Below are 17575 nucleotides of genomic sequence, written 5' to 3'. Positions count from 1 at the left end.
CACCCATTGCACGGTGGCCGCTTCGACGTCTTCCCGGCCGGTGTTCTCCGACAGAACGCGACAGATCGGTTCGATCCCCCAGCGGTGTTTGTGTTCGTCGATGAACACAGGCGATTACTTCAGTCGGCGTGGGGCCACCTCCCACTTGCGGGGGACGAACTCCGCCTTCGCGAAAAACACTGTGGCAGAGCGAAGTATCTCCATCAACTGCCGTAGTTCGCGGTTCTCTTTCTCCGGACGGCGGATGCGCGCTTCGGCATCGACCGGCTCGGTCGGGAGCTCGTCGTCTTCGGCTTTGCGCACCCAGGTCCGCAGGGCTTCCTTGTGGACGCCGGTCTGCTCGGCGATCCGGTTGATGGCGCGCCGGTGCGTGTGTCGGGGTCACGGCGGGCTTCGACGGCGAGTCGGGTCGCTCGCTCACGCCAGTTCCTGAGGGTATTTGTAGTTCGCCATGATGAGTCTGGGGTGATCCTTCCGGGATGCCTGGCTCACCCTCGATGAGATCAGGGACGATTCAGTAATCATGCTCGACGATGACGTGATCGCCGTGCTCAGCACGGCGTGGCGTCGAACCGCTGGATGGGGCGCGGTCTATCGAGCGCGCGTGGCAGTCGCCGCGCCTTCCGCACGAAACGGCAGGACGTGGCATCGGCTGCTGCGGCGTTCAGCCTCACCCCGAGGCGTGAGCGTTGCGCCAGGCCGCCCACACCTGGGGACGGAGCCGGCCACGATCGGGGACCTTCATGCCCTCGCCGCGGGCCCACGCGCGTACGTCGGCGGTGGACGGTTCCGCGGTGGGAGCGTCCTTGTGCTGCGGTGTGATGCGGTCACACGCCGCGTCCTCGACGCCGGTCCACTCGTGCGCGGCGGCGAGATAGCGGTAGGTCCACTCCTCGGCGAGCTGACGAGTCTCGCAGAACACGATCGGCACACCGGGGTAGCGGACCTGCAGCTCGGCGAGACCGTCCGCGATCATCGCCGGCCGGACCCGTTCGAACTTGAACACCGCCGAGTAACGGTCTTCGACCACCACTGCGGCGCGGGGCAGGGCAGCGAGCTCGGCCATCGCGAAACGCAGCCTCCCGCTGGTCAGGCTGCCTACCAGGTCGGCCAACGACTTGCGTTCGACCGAGGCGACCAACCGGTCGTCGACGAGCAGACCGTAGTCTCCGCACGCCAGCGCACGGCGGACGGTGTCGACCTGCTGCCCGGGGAATTTGTAGGGGTAACGCTCGTGGGAATCGACGACGATCGTCAGTTCGGCGATGCCGGCGGCTCGGGCGGTGGGGGTGCGCACATTCGGACGTGCCTGCTTCCGAGTGCGCGGGGATTGCCAGAACACGGCATCGCGCCCCCGAGCTTGGGTGAACACGATCTGCGACCGGTTCTCCCGTCCCCGGTCCAGGACCACGTCGATCGCGGCGCCGCGACGCACACACGAACGCAACCGAACCTGCTCGACGATCTCGGGGTCCTCAGGCCACTCGTCGGCCGGAACGGGATAGCAGAACAGGGCTTTGGTACGCGGCCAGGTGTCGGAGGTGCGAAACACCAGTCCGTCCGACAGGGGCAGGCGCAGTAGGAACGGCAGCCGTGATTCCGGGTCCGGGTTGCGGGCGATCACCATGTCCACGAAGTTCGGCGGCCTTTCGCTCGGCGATACATACCGAGCAGTGTCCGATACCGATCGCCCGCCGACAAGCCTGCCGGACACGCGTGTGCGAGGCAGGAATGCATCGGGTGGGCGCGACAGAAACCGGTCGTCGATGAAAGGTCCTGCCACATGTCCGACAAGAGCAGAGGTTCGGCCGGGCAGAAGCGTGCCGCGAAAGCCAAGAAGCGAGCGCAGAAGAACCAGGGGACGGTGGTCTCGCTCGCAGATCGCTCTCGCCGAACCGCGGTCGACGAGTACCAGCGGCTCATACCCATATTCCATGCGTGGCTGCTCGACAGCGGCATAAGCACCGGGGTGGAGATGGCCGCGGCGCACGTCGTCGGTGTCGGGCAGGCAGTGGACTTACTCGCTCAGGACACGATCCGGTTCTCGGCGACCGCGTGGCGTACATCGGCCATCGACCATCTGCTCCGCGCTGCGTGCGGCTCGCCGGCACTGACGGTGGGCAACACCGACCAGCAGTTCCCGTCCGCCGAGCTCGACACCACCGCATTGATCGCGGCACCCGAGCCGGTGGACTGGTCCGAACCCGACCAGTTCGACATCGCCGCGGCCGTCGAAGGTCCGGACCAGTGGAGCGGCGAGCACAGTGGCCGGGTGTATGTCTCGGTGCATGTCGACTGTCGCTGACCTGCAAGCAACCCCCCGACCATCGGCAAGGATGTGTCTGCGGTTGCTCAGTCAGAAGTGATAATCCTGCCCGGATTCGGTCGTCGGACCGTGGATCGGGTCAGTAGTGGTAGCGGGCGGCGATGATGACCAGGGCACCGTCGATGACCTCGTAGACCAGGCGGTGTTCTTTGTCGATACGTCGAGACCACAGTCCTGACAGGGCATGTCTGAGCCGTTCGGGTTTGCCGATCCCCGAGTACGGGTCTCGTTGGCAATCCCTGACCAGCTCGTTGACACGCTTGAGCTGTTTTCTGTCGGTCGAGATCCAGAACTGGTAGTCGTCCCAGGCTTCGTCGGTGAAGGTGATGTTCACTCGATGAGTTCCCTTTCGGTGTATTCACCTCCGCGAGCTCTCTGCATGCTGGCGAGCAGTCGTCGGGCGTTGGCCGGAGACTGCATCAGGTACGAGGTCTCGAGCATGGCGTCGTAGTCATCCTTCGACATCAGGACGGCATTGCCCCGCTTGGATACGATTTCCACAGGGGTGTGGTCCTTGTTGACCTGTTCGAGCAGCGGAAAGAAGTTTTTTCTCGCTTCGGTAGCAGTGATGGCAGCCATAAGTACTCCTTCCCCGAAGTCGCTCGGCCCAGCTCTTGAACCGGTACATTAAACGGTACCACTTCGGTACGGCATTCGGTACCAAAAGGTGCGAGGTGCGGCTTTCGTTCTCTCTGCTCGTCCATCTGCCGGCGCTGCGCTCCGGGTGCACGCACGCTGGCTCGTCCACCATCGACATCGACACCACCGACGGCGACACCCCCGCACGAATCCTTACCTTCAGCGGACCGCCGATCGGCGAACCCGTGGTGCTCGGCGGACCGTTCGTCATGAACACCAAGGTGGAAATCACCAATGCATTCGAGGACTTTCACGCCGGTAAATTCGGCGACATCCCCCGCCGGTCCCGACTGCAGTACCTCTGATCGACCTTGTCATTGCCGGTGGCGCCGCCAGCGATCGATTCCTCGACGGTAAGCCCGTCGTTCTACTCATCACCCGCGGCAGCTCTTACGGCGCCGGCGCCCCGCGCGACGGCTGGGATCACAGCACCGCGTTCCTCGTCCGAATCCTCGGCGACCTGTGTGTGGCGACGTCACCGTGATCGGACGCGATTCACACTCGTCGGCGTGAATCCTGCCCTCGACCAGTTCGCCGAGACCGCAGCGACTCTGGAGAAGGACGCGCGGGAAACTGCCGACATGGCCCCGGACCCGGCCCGCCGTCCGGCTGCGCCCGAGCTGGAGGTCATCGTCGTGCGCGTTCCCCTCGTCCGCCGATCGCTATCGATCCCTGCGGGGAACATTTCGTCGGGTTCCTCCATCTCGGTGCTGCACTCACTTGCTTCAAGAAGCCGTCCACATGAGACACACTCTCTTAACCTGGACTCCATGACGCGCCCCATTCGCATCGGACTCCAACTACAGCCCCAGCAGCAACCCGATTACGGCGTCATCCGCGACACCGTGCTCCGCGCCGAGGACGCAGGCGCCGACATCGTGTTCAACTGGGACCACTTCTACCCGCTCTACGGCAACCCCGACGGCGCCCACTTCGAGTGCTGGACGATGCTCGGCGCCTGGGCGGAGCAGACTGAGCGCGTGGAGATCGGCGCACTGGTCACCGGTGGCGGCTACCGCAACCCCGACCTGCTCGCCGACATGGCCCGCACCGTCGACCACATCAGCGGCGGTCGTCTCATCCTCGGCATCGGCTCGGGCTGGTTCGAACGAGATTACGACGAGTACGGCTACGAGTTCGGCACCAAGGGCTCCCGCCTCGACCTGCTCGCCGAGTACATGCCCCGCATCGTGAATCGCCTCGGCAAGCTGAACCCGCAGCCCACCCGGCACATCCCCATCCTCATCGGTGGCGGCGGCCCGAAGAAGACGCTTCCGATGGTCGCGAAGTACGCGGACATCTGGCACAGCTTCGGCGAGATGGAGACCCACGCCGAGAAATCCGAGATCCTCGCGCAGCGTTGCGCCGAGGCCGGTCGTCGACCCGAGGACATCGAACGGTCCACCTCGTGGCCCGGCGCCGACGCGGCCCCGTCCTATGTGGAGCTCGGGATCACGCAGTTCACGGTGGGTGTCGGTGGTCCCGACTACGACCTCACCGAACTGCGCGAAGCCATCGCGTGGCGAGACGACAACTCCGCACCCCCGCTGACGGGGCTGAGCTGATCCCGGCCCGTGCCGACGGACCCTGAGCCGAGCACAGTACGTCGGTAGCATCGGTGGTGCATGTCGAACGCACCATGGCTACCGCCCTGCACCGCCGACGACTGGGACGACGGTCGGCGGCGGCGACGTCTCCGCGATACCCGCGCCGGTCATCACTGGGTACGGTTCGGCCGGCTTCGACGAGCCCTCGCGCGCACCGCCGTCGCGGCGCTCCCGCTCGTCGCCCTGTTCACCCAGTACTGGGCATGGGACGTCGCGCCGGTCCGTGAGCGACTCGCTCTCACGCAGCCACAGCTACATCCGATCCACGACGCGGCGACGCGGGAGGACCGCGACACGGCGGTCGTCGACCTGGTGGGCCTGGGCAACCTCGACGCGACCGAGACCGCCACGGCACTGCCCGCACTGAGCGAACTCGGGCAGGTGTGGGCGGTCGAGTACGACAACAGCGGTCTCGACACCGCCGTCGTCAGCCGCCTGATCCGCGAGCGTGCCGCGTGGTCCGGGATCGAGAACATCGTGCTCACCGGGCACAGCATGGGTGGGATCATCGCCCTCGAGGTCGCCCAGCACCTGTATCAGGACACCGATCTCGAGGTGACCGGCGTGATCCTGGACTGCACGCCGCTCGACCTGCACGCCGTGCGGGCCGACGCGCGCGACGCCGGTGAGGACCTGTTGCGCTGGATCGGCTGGCTGCCCGGCGCACGGGAGAGCCGCAGCATGCGCATGCTCGTCGAGGTCGTCGCCCGCATGGACCGTTTCGTGCTCCCCTCGGACCGGTGGTACCGCCGTATCGACACCGAAGAGTTGCACGACGTCGCGGTCGAGGTGCTCCACGACAAGATCTTCTCGACCGACGCCGCGAGCAACGGGCTGATCGAATCGCAGTTCCGGGCGATCGTCGCCTCCGGTGCAATCGACAACCTGAGGGCACTCGCCGACGAACGCGACGACAAGATCCGTCCCGCCATAGCGTTCCTCCGGCCACGGAACGCCGTGAACGACAACGTCGTCGACGTCGAGTACAGTCACCGGATCCTGATCGACCAGTCCGGCGGTGTCGACGGCACGCTGCTGGTGTCGAAACTCGACCGCACCGGACACGCCAATCCGATCCAGGCTCCCGCGGAATACAACACCGCGATCACGAACCGGGTGGTGCCCTTCGTCGACGGCAGGCCCGGCGAGGTCGAGGACGACGAGGAGGAGTCGCCGGACGGCGCGTTCTTCGATGACGACCGTCCCGGTGTCCGGCCGATCGTGGATCCCGACCGCATCGCCCCGGGCGGACCTCGGCCCGTTCTGTGACCGCCGTCTCACGGCCGCCGAATGCTCATCGGGTGTTCACCTTCTCGTTCCGTCCGACTCGCCTGACGCTCCTACGGTTCCGGCGTCGAACCGATTTACGAGGAGAACGTTGTGGCCCGTAGAGTCCTGCCCTTGTTCGTCACGCACGACGGCATATCGTCGCGCTCGAACATCACGTGCAAGTACAAGTGCGGGGATGCCTGTTCGCACGCCGTCCCGAACACCTCCCGCAGTGAATACTTCGGCGACATCGTGCGCGCGGCCGTCTCGCGTCGCGGGGTCCTGCGGGGCGGGGCCATGGCCGTGCTCGCCGTCGGCGCCGGTGGCGTTCTGACGGCCTGTGCGGACGATTCCACTGCCGCCGCCGGTAGTGACGCTGGGGCGGCAGGCGATCTCGGGCCGGTGCCCGACGGCACGAACTTCACGGCGGTCGCACCGAACACCGATGACGCGGTGACGGTTCCGGAAGGATACGAGAACGACGTCGTCATCCGGTGGGGGGATCCGGTGCTGCCCGATGCACCGGCCTTCGACATCGGCAACCAGACGGCGACCGCACAGGAGAAGCAGTTCGGGTTCAACAACGACTTCGCCGGTCTGCTCCCGGTGGACGGCCGACCCGACACCTACCTGCTCGTCGTCAATCACGAATACACCGCCGAGCCCTTCATGTTCGCCGACTACGACGCGGACGACCCGACCGAGGAACAGGTACGCATCGGCATCGCCGGTCACGGGCTGTCCGTCGTCCAGGTGAAGGGCGAGCCCGGGACCGGGCGCCTGACACCGGAATTCGGCGAATACAACCGTCGTATCACCGGAACAACCGAGTTCCTTCTCACCGGACCGGCCGCGGGCAGCGGCCTGCTGAAGACCACCGCCGACCCGACGGGCACGCGGGTCGCGGGGACGTTCAACAACTGCGCCGGCGGGCTCACCCCGTGGGGCACCGTGCTGTCGGGCGAGGAGAACTTCAACCAGTACTTCGCCAACGCCGAGAGCGTCACCGACCCGGTCGTTGCCGAACGTCTCGCCCGGTACGGACTCGAGGGCGCGGAAACCGAACGGAAGTGGGAACGATTCGACCGGCGCTTCGACATCGCCGCGGAACCCAACGAGGTCAACCGGTTCGGGTGGATCGTCGAGATCGATCCGTGGGATCCGAATTCGGTGCCCGTCAAGCACACCGCGCTGGGACGGTTCAAGCACGAGGCGGCCACCGTCCACATCACCGACGACGGCACCGTCGTGTCGTACAGCGGTGACGACGAACGCTTCGACTACATGTACAAGTTCGTCTCGTCGCGGAAGATGCAGCCCGGAAACTCGCGAGCTGCGATGCGGCACAACATGACCCTGCTCGACGCCGGCACGCTCTACGTCGCGAAGCTCAGCGGTGACCATCCGGACGAGATCGACGGATCCGGAACACTTCCCGAGGCCGGCGAGTTCCGCGGCAGCGGCGAGTGGATCCCGCTGCTGCGCGCGAACGAGGACGGCAGCGCCGAGTCGCTGGTCGACGGCATGAGCGCCGAAGAGGTCGCGGTGTTCACCCGCCTCGCCGGCGACCGGGTGGGCGCGACGAAGATGGATCGCCCCGAGGACTTCGAACCGAATCCGGTCACCGGCAAGGTCTACGTCGCACTCACCAACAACACCAAGCGCGGCGTCGACGGCGCCGCGCCGGCCGACGAGGCGAATCCGCGCGAGAACAACAAGAACGGTCAGGTCCTCGAGATCGACGACGACCACGCGGGTACGTCCTTCACGTGGAGGCTGCTGCTCGTGTGCGGGGACCCGAACGAGGCCGACACTTACTTCGGCGGCTTCGACAAGTCGCAGGTCAGTCCGATCTCGTGCCCGGACAACCTGGCCTTCGATTCGTACGGCAATCTGTGGATCTCGACCGACGGCAACGCACTCGGCTCCAACGACGGATTGTTCAGCGTCGTCCTCGACGGTCCGCGTCGCGGTGAGACGAAGCAGTTCCTCACCGTGCCGATCGGCGCCGAGACGTGCGGGCCGATCGTGCAGGACGGCCGGGTCGTGGTGTGCGTGCAGCATCCCGGGGAGACCGACGACGCGTCGTGGGCGTCGCCGGCCTCGCACTGGCCCGACGGAGGCGACTCCCAGCCGCGTCCCGCCGTGGTCGCGGCGTGGAAGTCCGACGGCGGACGTATCGGGGTCTGACACCTCGTGCGTGGTTCCGGTCGCGCTCGCTCCCGGAACCACGCACGGGTCATCCGAGCCAGTCCAATACCGCTGCGGCGGTCCACGACTGCTGCATGCTGCCGAGCGGGTCGCCGGTGAACGGTTCGTAGTACTCGGCGAAGGTGCCGTCGCTCGCCTGCCGGAGTCCTTCCGCGCGAAGCACGTTGGCCCGTTCGGCCCAGCCACGACGGGCGAACGCCCACGAGAACAACCACGTCATCACGGGCCACACCGGTCCGCGCCAGTACTCGCGGGGACGGAAGTCGCCCGAGACGGGGGACGTCGACGGCGGTACCGCATAGCGAAGATCCGGATGCCCGCAGAACTTCGGCCCTTCGAAGGTGCGCAGCAGCGCCCTCTCGGCCTGCCGGTCGAGACCGCCGCACAGCAGTGGCGCGAACATCGCGAGTGTGTCGGTGGCGACCCACTTCCCGCTGCGTAGATCGAAATCCTTCGCCGCGCCCGTGCGGGAGTCGGTCGTGGTGATCACGCCCTTCCGGAACCGCTCGGCCCACTGATACAGCTCGCGCACATCCGCGTTGGGACGGGAATGCTCCTCACCGATGGTTGCAAGTACCTCGCACGACAGCGAGAACACCGCGCTGACGAAGACGTCCTCGACCGCGAAGCTCATGGCCTTCGCGAGCACGCTGTCCTCGTAACGCGCCGTCTTCATCTCCTCGAGCAACCACAGATAACGCGCGTATTCACGGTCGGTGGGTCGCTGGGTGGCGTCGGCGACGTGCTCGAGATCCTCGCGATGGAAGGGCGGCACCGGACCGGCGATAACGTTGGCGTACGCCGTATCCCAGCGCGGGGAGTTGTCCATGCCCGACTCCCACCCGTGGTACAGCGCGATGCGGCCGTTGCCGTCGAGATCGCGTGCGTGCGCGAGCCAGCGGTGCCACCGCACGAGATCCGCCCACCGGCGATCCAGGAACTCCTCGGCGACAGCACGTGTCGAGCGGCCGTGCCGTCGTGAATGCTCGAGGATGCGCTGTACGGCGATAGCGTGCACGGGAGGCTGTGTGATACCTGAGGTCTGCACCTGCGCCGGTGCGTGCGCGGCCAGTTCGGAGACCGCCCAGCGCGCTGGGCCCGGGAAGTAGCCGTCGACACCGTTGGCGAAGACGATGTGTGGGATCATCCCGTTCTTCCACTGCGCCGAGAGCAGGGTGTCGAGTTCGACCACCGCCCGTTCGACACTGAGCGGCGCGAGCCCCACGGCGACGAACGCCGCATCCCAACTCCACATGTGTGGATAAAGCTTGGGAGCGGCACTCGTCATGGCGCCCAGGTCGTTCCCACGCAGCAGGTACGCCGCGCGTGCGGCGAGCTGTGTGGAGGTGAATCCTCGGTCCGGCATGGCCCCCATTCTCTGTGCTGCGGACGGATCCGCACGACGAGGGCCGCAGCTGTAACAGCGCCGACACATTTCGCGCCGGCGCTGTGTCGAGCTGTGCTGTATCGATGTGTCAGGGGATGGTCAGTGCGCGGAGGGCAGGAAGGCCGTCGAGCCCGACAGGTCGCCCGGGCGGTGGGAGGCCGGGGCGAGCAGGCCGCGATGCTCGAGGATCGGACGCACGCCCTCATCGAAGCGGTAGGCCTCCTCGAGATGCGGGTAGCCCGACAGCACGAAGTGGTCGAGTCCGATCTCGGCGTACTCGGCGATGCGGTCGGCGACCTCCTCGTGGGAACCCACGAGCGCGGTGCCCGCGCCACCACGGACGAGTCCGACGCCCGCCCACAGGTTGGGGGAGACCTCGAGGCTGCGGGCGTCCTTACTCGCGGCGTAAGCGCTGCCGCCGCCGTGCAGCTCGACCATCCGGCGCTGCCCCTCGGAACCGGAGCGGGCCAGGCTCTGCTGGGCCTTCTCGATGGTCGCGGGGTCGAGCGCGGAGAGCAGGCGGTCGGCCTCGGCCCAGGCCTCGTCGGAGGTGTCCCGGCTGATGACGTGCAGGCGGATGCCGTAGTCGAGGGTGCGTCCCTGGATGTCGGCAAGGCCGCGGATCCACGCGATCTTGTCGGCGACGGCGGCCGGCGGCTCACCCCACGTGAGATAGATGTCGCAGAACTGCGATGCGACGGTGCCGGCGGCGGGAGAGGACCCGCCGAAGAAGAGCGGCGGCACCGGATCGGGGATGCGCTGGAGCTGGGCGTTCTCGACCTGGATGTATTCGGCCTTGAAGTCGACCGGGCCGTTGCCCGCCCGTGTGTGAATGTGTCGGACGTGGTTGGCGTCGCCGGGTTGCACGCTGTCCACCACCGGGAATCGAGTCCGTGACCACGCTGTCACAGCCCAGTTCCGCACCCGAGTCCGATCTCGATCGTCGCAGGAGACTACGCACCGTGGTCGCGGCGAGCCTGCTCGGCACCACGGTGGAGTGGTACGACTTCTTCCTCTACGCGACGGTGCGAGCCTGGTGTTCAACCAGCTGTTTTCCCCGACCAGAGTTCGTTCGTCGGCACGATGCCGGCCTTCGCGACCTTCGCCGTGGGTTTCGTGGTCCGACCCATCCGCGGTGTCGTCTTCGGCCACATCGGCGACCGCGATGATGCGCAGGGAGGACCTCCACCTCTGATCCGAGGCAAACGAGCCGGTACTAGGCTCGTCGCATGAGCAGGCAACGAGGTGGCCGCGCCGCATCGTCGCCGCGCAAGGAGAAGACGGGTGCACCGGGCGGCCCGGCCGAGGGGTTGTACGACATCGACACGGGTACGTGCGAGCTCGTCAAGGACCGCTATCTCGCCGACGGATGGGTCCTCGAGATCAACGGGGTGCCCAGCTCGCACATCGACCTGAGCGACCCGGCCCTGCTCGAGTTCGAGTACATGCGGTGGATCGCGATGCTCGTCGAGAGCAGGTTCGAACACGACTCGAGATTGCGCGTGCTGCACCTCGGTGGGGGTGCGTGCACGATGGCGCGCTACTTCGCCGCGGTCTACCCCGACGCTCGGCAGGTCGTCGTCGAGATCGACGGTCGCCTCGCCGAACTCGTCCGCCACTGGTTCGATCTGCCCCGCGCTCCGTTGCTGCGTATCCGGGTGGGGGAGGCCCGTCAGGTCCTCACCTCGCTCTCCGACGCGAGCCGCGACGTGATCGTGCGGGATGTCTTCGCCTACAACCGCACTCCCGTCGCACTCACCACCCTCCAGTTCACACAGCACGCCCGACGCGTGCTCGCGCCCGGCGGTGTCTACGTCGTCAACTGCGGCGACTTCCGCGACCTGACCGTCGCGAAACGTGAGGCCGCGACGATCGGTGAGGTCTTCGAGCACACCGTGATCATCGCCGACCCCGCGATGTTCAAGGGACGCCGCTACGGCAACGTCGTCATCGCCGGCAGCGACCTGCCGCTCGGTGACTCCCCGGCCCTGGCCCGCGACCTGCTCGGCGGAGCCGTCCCCGCGCAGATCCGGCTGGGTGACCAGGTCGAGAAGTTCGCCGCCGGGGCGCGCGTGCTCGACGACAGCGAGGCCACCACACCGCCCGGAACAAAGAGCACGGGCACGTAGTTGCACGGGTCATGACGTCAGCAGCCCCTACTCCGGTACTCCAGGTCTTCCGGCTCGGTATGCCCTGGCAGACGATCGATCCCTTCCTGTTCGTCGCACACCACGTCGACGCGTATCCGGCGGGCAACGACGAGCTCGGACCCGACGCGTCGCTCGACGGCCGCCCGATCGGCCAGGACTTCGGCAACCCGGCGGGCTGGAGCATGTACCACGGCACCACCGTCCCAGGATTCCCCGGCCACCCGCACCGCGGCTTCGAGACGGTGACCTTCGTGCGCTCGGGTTTCGTCGACCACTCCGATTCGGTGGGTGCGGCGGCGCGTTTCGGTGAGGGCGACACGCAGTGGCTCACCGCCGGCAACGGGGTCGTCCACAGCGAGATGTTCCCTCTGCTGAACAAGGATTCGGACAATCCGCTCGAGTTGTTCCAGATCTGGCTGAACCTGCCCGCCGAGTCGAAGACCGTCGATCCGCACTTCTCGATGCTGTGGAACGAGGAGACCCCCACCGTGACGGTCACGGACGAGGACGGACGCACCGTCTCCGTCCGCGTCATCGCCGGTGAGCTCGACGGCGCGACTCCGCCGCCGCCCCCGCCGAATTCGTGGGCGTCCCGACCCGGCACCGACGTGGCGATCTGGAACATCGACCTGTCGTCCGGTGCGCGCTGGGAACTGCCGGCCGCGCGCGGTGAGCAGACGCAACGGGTCCTGTACGTGTACAACGGTTCCCCCGTGCGGATCGGTGACCGGACGATCGAGTCCGGGCACGGGGTCGTCGTCGACGCGTCGGTGCCGGTGCACCTCACCGGCGGCGACGAGGGCACGCAGATCCTGATGCTGCAGGGTCGCCCGATCGGCGAACCCGTCGTCTCGTACGGCCCGTTCGTGCTCAACGACGAGGCGGGTGTCCGCCAGGCGTTCGAGGACTACCGCCGCACCGGATTCGGCGGATGGCCCTGGGACAGCGACGGTCCCGTGCACGAACGTGACGCCGGCCGGTTCGCGCGGTATCCCGACGAGAAGCTCGAGCAACGCTGACGGCGTGCGCAGATCCTGTCGATTTCCGGCGGGATCTGCGACGAGAACTACTCGTTCGACGGCTGCACATCCGGGACGAGGTACTCGGAGACCTCCATCGACCGGATCTCCCGCGCCTGATCGTCGTCGGGTCCGCTGCCGCGGAAGTCGTCGAGGTGTGCCTGTGACTCCCACCGTTCGTAGATGCAGACGCGGTCGGGCTCGATCAGGTCGGCGGTGACAGCGAAGTCGAGGCAGCCCGGCGCTCTACGGGCGGCCTCGACGACGGACCTGCAGGTCGCCAGATAGAACTCACGCCTGTCGGCGTCGACGGTGAGATGTCCTGCGACGATGATCATGAATTCCCTCCCGTGGTCACTGCCTCGTCGTGGATAGGACCTGCGAACGGGGTCGAACTCATCGCGGCCCGTCGTACCATGCCGGAGTGACCCAGCCCGGATACGATGCCCTCGCGGATCTGTACGTCGAGCTGTTTCCCGATCCGTACCTGACTCCGCTCGAACGCCACACCGTCGCCGCCTTCGCCGAGATGGTGTGCCAGAGCCAGGTGCAGGGTGTCGTGCTGGACGTGGGCTGCGGGCCCGGATACGTGGCCGCGGATCTCGCCGACCGCGGACTCGACGTGATCGGCCTCGATCCCAGCACCGAGATGCTGCGCATCGCGCGGGGCGCCTACCCCGCGCTGCGATTCGTGCGGGACGACGCGCGACTCGGGTCCGACGAACTCCGCGGAGTGGTTCCGAGCGCGATCATCGCACGGTGCAGCCTCATCCATGTTCCGCCGTCCGAGATCCCCAGGATCCTCGACGCGTGGTCGGAGCGGGTTCCGTCCGGCGGCGTGGTGCTCATCGCGGGCCAGACCACCGACACCCCCGGCGAAGTGGTGGAGTTCGATCACGCGGTGGCGCCGGCGTGGCGGTGGCACCCGGATCGTCTCGCCGCGGCCCTGTCCGACGCCGGATTCGACGAGGTGTGGCGGACGGTCGGCCGCCCCGACACCGATCATCGCTTCCCCGACGTCCACCTGGCGGCGCGGCGGCGCTGACGGGTCAGGGCGTGAACTGCATCGATTCGTCGACACGCCCGAGCCGCATGGTGGGCAGGTCGAGGAGATAGTTCTGCCGCATCAACCACGGGCTGCGCGCACCCTGTTTGGGCAGAGCACCTTCCGCGCGGTGGATGTACCCGGCGTCGAGACCGAGAAGCGGGCGGGTACGCCCGTCGCCCGAATACCTCGGCACCGCCGAACGGTAACCGTTGCGTCGCATGTACCGCAGCAACCGGCACACGTAGAGGGACGCGAGATCGGCACGCAGGGTCCACGACGCGTTGGTGTAGCCGAGACACATCGCGGCATTGGGCAGGCCGTCGAGCATCATGCCACGGTAGATGAACCGGGCCGAGAGGTCGATCTTCTCCCCGTCGACGACGAACTCGATTCCGCCCGCAGGCACCAGTTGCAGACCCGTCGCGGGGATCAGGATCTCGGCCTCGAGTTCGCGGCCGGACTCGAGGCGGACACTCTTCTCGGTGACGGTGTCGATCCGGTCGGTGACGATCTCGGCCTTCCCCACGCGCAAGGTGCGGAACAGGTCGGAGTCGGGGACCACGCACAGTCGCTGATCCCACGGGTCGTAGCGCGGTGAGAAGTGGGGATCGACCGGGATCCTGCCGCGTAGGCGACGTTCGGTGAGGGTGCGCAACATGCGTTTCGCGGCCGAGGGGAACCGCTGGCAGAACTGGTAGAAGCCGAGATTGGCTACGACGTTCTTCATCCGCACTGCGCGGTGGGCCACCCTGTCCGGCAACAGGCGTCGAATCCGCGTCGCGATCGGGTCGCGCGCGGGCAGCGACATCACGTAGGTGGGGGAGCGCTGCAGCATCGTCACGTGCTCGGCCTTCTCAGCCAGGGCGGGCACGAGCGTGACGGCCGTGGCGCCACTGCCGATCACCACGATCCTCTTCCCCTCGTAGTCGAGGTTCTCGGGCCAGAACTGCGGATGCACGACCGTGCCCGCGAAGTCCTGCAGACCGGGGATGTCGGGGAGGTAACCCGACTCGTAGCTGTAGTAGCCGCTGCAGAGATAGAGGAAGGAACAGGACATCTCGACGGTTCCCTGCCCGGTCGAGGCACGCACCGTCCACCGGGCGTCCTCCGACGACCAGGATGCATCGATCACCCTGTGGCCGAATCGGATCCGTCGGTCGATGCCGAATTCGGCGGCGGTGTCGCGGATGTACTGCAGGATGTCGGGGCCGTCGGCGATGGACTTCTCGCCCCGCCACGGGCGGAACGGGAAGCCGAGCGTGTACATGTCGCTGTCCGATCGGATCCCCGGATAGCGGAACAGATCCCACGTACCACCGATCGCGTCGCGACTCTCGAGGATGGCGTACCCGAGATCCGGGCACTGTGTCTGCAACCGGTAACCGGCATCGATGCCGGACAATCCGGCTCCCACGATCAGTACGTCGACGTGTTCCACGCGCATCTCCTACCTGTCGGCCCACGCCAGCAGGTCGTCGATCTCCCAGGTGTTGATCACCTGTTCGGGTTCGACACCCCGCTCGACGGCACGTTCGCAACCGTACCCGAGCCAGTCGAGCTGCCCGGGTGCGTGCGCATCGGTGTCGATGGAGAACAGGCAGCCCGTCTCGAGCGCGAGGTCGATGAGACGCGACGGCGGGTCGCGGCGTTCGGGCCGGCAGTTGATCTCGACGGCGGTGTCGTGGTCGCGACATGCGGCGAAGACCTTCTCGGCGTCGAACTTCGACTCGGGACGGTTTCCGCGCCCCCCGGCGACGAGCCGGCCGGTGCAGTGCCCGAGGACGTCGACGTGGGGATTCGCCGCCGCACGCAGCATGCGTTTCGTCATCGCCGACCGGTCGGCCCGCAAGTTCGAGTGCACGCTCGCGACGACGACGTCGAGTTCGGCGAGCAGCCCCTCGTCCTGGTCGAGCGACCCGTCGTCGAGGATATCGACCTCGATACCCGTGAGAATCCTTGAACCACTGTCGTTCTCGTTGATCTCCGCGACGACGGCGAGCTGCGAGCGCAACCGCTCCGCGGTGAGCCCGTTCGCGACCTTCAGGCGAGGGGAGTGGTCGGTGAGGGCGAAGTACTCGTGCCCGATCATCGTCGACGCGACGCGGTGCATCTCGTCGATCGGACTGCCGCCGTCGGACCAGTTCGAGTGGGTGTGCAGGTCGCCGCGCAGGGACTCGAGCAGGTCGCGGCCACCGCGCCCGATCGGGTCGGCCTCCTCGCGTAACTGCTCGAGATAGGCGGGCACTTTGTCGAACGACTCCCGGACGACCGTCGCGGTCTTCTTCCCGACGCCCGGCAGATCGGTCCACGAGTCGGTCTTCCGCAGAACCTCCCGCTTGTGGTCGCTCACCTCGGCGAGCACCTCCGCCGCGCGTCGATAGGCCTGCACACGGTAGGTGTCGGCGTGTTCGCGTTCGAGCCAGAAGGCGACTTCGCGGAGTGCGTCGACGGGGTCCACCGCTCCATTGTGGCCGCCGGGCGTCCGTAATCTGGGACGCATGCTCGAATCCGTCCGGTCGTCGTCCCCCCTCGGTGCGGTCTCCGCACTGGTCGTCGGTGCGGTGTCCGCGCTGACACTCGTCTCCGCCCGCGTGGCGTCCGAAGCGAAGGACCTCATGTACGAGGTGGACGGCGCGCCGCCCGCCCCGGTGGTGATCGTGCCGGGCGCGCGGGTGCACGAGGGCCGTCCGATGCGGGTGCTCCGCAGCCGCCTCGACGTCGCGGTCGCGTTGATGGCACGGGGACGGGTGCAAGCCGTGCTCGTCTCGGGCGACGGGGCCGGAACCTCGGGCGACGAGATCGAGGCGATGATCGCGTATCTCGTCGAGCAGGGTGTGAACCGGGAACGGATCGTCGCCGACCCGTACGGTCTCGACACCTACGACACCGCCCGGCGTGCGGTGGCCACCTACGGCGTGCGGCAGGCGCTGATCACGACCCAGGCCTTCCACCTTCCGCGCGCAGTGGCGTTGTGCCGGCGGGCGGGCATCGACATCGCCGGAGTCCGCGCCGCGAACGACGTGCGACTGCGCACGCGGCTGAGGAATCTGGCGCGCGAGTACGTGCTGTCGCGACCCAAGGCGTTCCTCGAACTCCGGTTCCCGCGCGACCCGGCGGTGGAGACCCCTCCGGACGACCGGCTCGCCGAGATCCTGGCCGGTCTCGAGCACGGTGCGGTGGCCGCCCCACCGTCTGCTTCCTAGGCTCGTGATCATGCGCCCCACAGCTCTCGTCACCGGAGGGGGTCGCGGTCTCGGCGCCGCGATCGCCCAGGAACTCGCTCCCACCCACGATCTGCTCCTCGGCGGACGACGTCGCGAGTCGCTCGATGCGATCCTCGAGGAACTGCCCGACGCCACGCCGTGGCCCGTGGACCTGCTCGATCACGTCGCCGTCGCCGCGGCCGCCGCCGACATCGATCGGCTCGACGTGCTCGTCCACAACGCGGGCGTCGCCGAACTGGGCACGATCGCCGACAGCGAGCCCCGGCAGTGGCGCGAGACGTTCGAGGCGAACGTCGTCGCCGTCGTCGCCCTGACGCAGGTGTTGCTACCGGCCCTGCGGACCGCGAACGGCCACGTGGTGCTCATCAACTCGGGGGCGGGTCTGCGCGTTCGCCCCGGGTGGGGTGCCTACGCCGCGAGCAAGTTCGCACTGCGGGCGTTCGGCGACGCGCTGCGCGAGGAGGAACCCGCGCTGCGGGTCACCTCGATCCACCCGGGCCGGATCGACACGGACATGCAGCGCGCGATCGTCGCGTCGGAGGGCCGCGAGTACGACCCGTCGCAGTTCCTCAGCCCCGGCACGGTGGCGCGTGCGGTGCGGCAGGTCGTCGAGGCGCCGGTCGACGCCCACCCCACCGAGGTCGTTCTGCGTCCTCGCTGACGACTCGAAAGAGCTGACGGCTCAGAACGGCAGG

General features: G+C 67.4%; 18 protein-coding genes and 2 pseudogenes. 11 read left to right on the top strand and 9 right to left on the bottom strand.

The features are described 5' to 3' along the window. Window positions 1-114: 114 nt before the first annotated feature. Together ACQR3U_RS13810 and ACQR3U_RS13805 are read right to left on the bottom strand one after the other, a co-directional pair. Entirely contained in the window at window positions 115-357 is a 243-nt protein-coding gene (locus ACQR3U_RS13810; RefSeq protein ID WP_082331778.1) for a transposase, read from the bottom strand. Window positions 358-670: 313 nt separating this feature from the next. Beyond that, on the bottom strand, window positions 671-1627 hold the full coding sequence (locus ACQR3U_RS13805) for an ERCC4 domain-containing protein (protein ID WP_019290518.1): 957 nt from the start codon (window positions 1625-1627) through the stop codon (window positions 671-673). A gap of 156 nt (window positions 1628-1783) precedes the next feature. Here ACQR3U_RS13805 and ACQR3U_RS13800 point away from each other — a divergent pair, with 156 nt between their 5' ends. Beyond that, window positions 1784-2305 carry a hypothetical protein gene (locus ACQR3U_RS13800; RefSeq protein ID WP_230810697.1) on the top strand — a complete coding sequence of 174 codons (522 nt, stop codon included), beginning with the start codon at window positions 1784-1786 and terminating at the stop codon, window positions 2303-2305. 100 nt (window positions 2306-2405) lie between these two features. Here the strand turns inward: ACQR3U_RS13800 and ACQR3U_RS13795 are convergent, their stop codons facing one another. Together ACQR3U_RS13795 and ACQR3U_RS13790 are read right to left on the bottom strand one after the other, a co-directional pair. Then, window positions 2406-2660, bottom strand: a complete 255-nt coding sequence (locus ACQR3U_RS13795) for a Txe/YoeB family addiction module toxin (protein ID WP_230810696.1) — start codon at window positions 2658-2660, stop codon at window positions 2406-2408. Then, window positions 2657-2905 carry a type II toxin-antitoxin system Phd/YefM family antitoxin gene (locus ACQR3U_RS13790; RefSeq protein WP_006550855.1) on the bottom strand — a complete coding sequence of 83 codons (249 nt, stop codon included), beginning with the start codon at window positions 2903-2905 and terminating at the stop codon, window positions 2657-2659. The genes ACQR3U_RS13795 and ACQR3U_RS13790 overlap by 4 nt, the downstream gene beginning before the upstream one ends. A 95-nt stretch (window positions 2906-3000) precedes the next feature. Here ACQR3U_RS13790 and ACQR3U_RS13785 point away from each other — a divergent pair, with 95 nt between their 5' ends. The 4 genes from ACQR3U_RS13785 to ACQR3U_RS13770 all read left to right on the top strand — a co-directional run bounded on the left by ACQR3U_RS13785 (window position 3001) and on the right by ACQR3U_RS13770 (window position 8031). Then, window positions 3001-3270, top strand: a complete 270-nt coding sequence (locus ACQR3U_RS13785; RefSeq protein WP_269572349.1) for a pirin-like C-terminal cupin domain-containing protein — start codon at window positions 3001-3003, stop codon at window positions 3268-3270. 465 nt (window positions 3271-3735) lie between these two features. Then, window positions 3736-4530, top strand: a complete 795-nt coding sequence (locus ACQR3U_RS13780) for an LLM class F420-dependent oxidoreductase (protein WP_006550857.1) — start codon at window positions 3736-3738, stop codon at window positions 4528-4530. 60 nt (window positions 4531-4590) lie between these two features. Next, window positions 4591-5841 carry an alpha/beta fold hydrolase gene (locus tag ACQR3U_RS13775; protein ID WP_230810695.1) on the top strand — a complete coding sequence of 417 codons (1251 nt, stop codon included), beginning with the start codon at window positions 4591-4593 and terminating at the stop codon, window positions 5839-5841. A 111-nt stretch (window positions 5842-5952) separates the two neighbouring features. Further along, a complete protein-coding gene (locus tag ACQR3U_RS13770; protein ID WP_230810694.1) occupies window positions 5953-8031 on the top strand; it encodes a PhoX family protein in 2079 nt (692 codons plus the stop codon). Window positions 8032-8080: 49 nt separating this feature from the next. Here ACQR3U_RS13770 and ggh read toward each other — a convergent pair whose 3' ends face one another. Further along, window positions 8081-9418 (bottom strand): glucosylglycerate hydrolase, encoded by a 1338-nt coding sequence (gene ggh / locus ACQR3U_RS13765; protein ID WP_024102503.1) that lies wholly within the window; start codon window positions 9416-9418, stop codon window positions 8081-8083. Between the two features lie 120 nt (window positions 9419-9538). Then, window positions 9539-10261, bottom strand: a pseudogene (locus ACQR3U_RS13760) (LLM class flavin-dependent oxidoreductase); the annotation flags it as partial. An 80-nt stretch (window positions 10262-10341) separates the two neighbouring features. Between ACQR3U_RS13760 and ACQR3U_RS13755 the strand changes: the two are divergent. The 3 genes and pseudogenes from ACQR3U_RS13755 to ACQR3U_RS13745 all read left to right on the top strand — a co-directional run. After that, window positions 10342-10603, top strand: a pseudogene (locus tag ACQR3U_RS13755) (MFS transporter); the annotation flags it as partial. Window positions 10604-10668: 65 nt separating this feature from the next. Beyond that, window positions 10669-11568 (top strand): spermidine synthase, encoded by a 900-nt coding sequence (locus ACQR3U_RS13750; RefSeq protein WP_006550863.1) that lies wholly within the window; start codon window positions 10669-10671, stop codon window positions 11566-11568. A gap of 59 nt (window positions 11569-11627) precedes the next feature. After that, on the top strand, window positions 11628-12608 hold the full coding sequence (locus tag ACQR3U_RS13745) for a pirin family protein (RefSeq protein ID WP_230810708.1): 981 nt from the start codon (window positions 11628-11630) through the stop codon (window positions 12606-12608). Between the two features lie 47 nt (window positions 12609-12655). Here ACQR3U_RS13745 and ACQR3U_RS13740 read toward each other — a convergent pair whose 3' ends face one another. Beyond that, on the bottom strand, window positions 12656-12946 hold the full coding sequence (locus tag ACQR3U_RS13740; RefSeq protein ID WP_006550865.1) for a putative quinol monooxygenase: 291 nt from the start codon (window positions 12944-12946) through the stop codon (window positions 12656-12658). Window positions 12947-13032: 86 nt separating this feature from the next. Between ACQR3U_RS13740 and ACQR3U_RS13735 the strand changes: the two genes are divergently transcribed. Next, a complete protein-coding gene (locus ACQR3U_RS13735; protein WP_193902864.1) occupies window positions 13033-13653 on the top strand; it encodes a class I SAM-dependent methyltransferase in 621 nt (206 codons plus the stop codon). Between the two features lie 4 nt (window positions 13654-13657). Here the strand turns inward: ACQR3U_RS13735 and ACQR3U_RS13730 are convergent, their stop codons facing one another. Both ACQR3U_RS13730 and ACQR3U_RS13725 read right to left on the bottom strand, forming a co-directional pair. Then, on the bottom strand, window positions 13658-15100 hold the full coding sequence (locus ACQR3U_RS13730; RefSeq protein ID WP_230810693.1) for a flavin-containing monooxygenase: 1443 nt from the start codon (window positions 15098-15100) through the stop codon (window positions 13658-13660). Between the two features lie 3 nt (window positions 15101-15103). After that, a complete protein-coding gene (locus tag ACQR3U_RS13725) occupies window positions 15104-16114 on the bottom strand; it encodes a PHP domain-containing protein (protein WP_019290504.1) in 1011 nt (336 codons plus the stop codon). Window positions 16115-16154: 40 nt separating this feature from the next. Between ACQR3U_RS13725 and ACQR3U_RS13720 the strand changes: the two genes are divergently transcribed. Both ACQR3U_RS13720 and ACQR3U_RS13715 read left to right on the top strand, forming a co-directional pair. Beyond that, a complete protein-coding gene (locus ACQR3U_RS13720) occupies window positions 16155-16859 on the top strand; it encodes a SanA/YdcF family protein (RefSeq protein WP_006550869.1) in 705 nt (234 codons plus the stop codon). Between the two features lie 10 nt (window positions 16860-16869). Next, entirely contained in the window at window positions 16870-17541 is a 672-nt protein-coding gene (locus ACQR3U_RS13715) for an SDR family oxidoreductase (RefSeq protein ID WP_037217432.1), read from the top strand. Window positions 17542-17575 lie beyond the last annotated feature (34 nt).

Origin of the sequence: Rhodococcus sp. IEGM1339 (genome assembly GCF_050321925.1) — a bacterium.
GTDB classification, from domain to species: Bacteria; Actinomycetota; Actinomycetes; order Mycobacteriales; family Mycobacteriaceae; genus Rhodococcus; species Rhodococcus pyridinivorans.
This window is presented reverse-complemented; position numbering and strand designations above follow the sequence as displayed.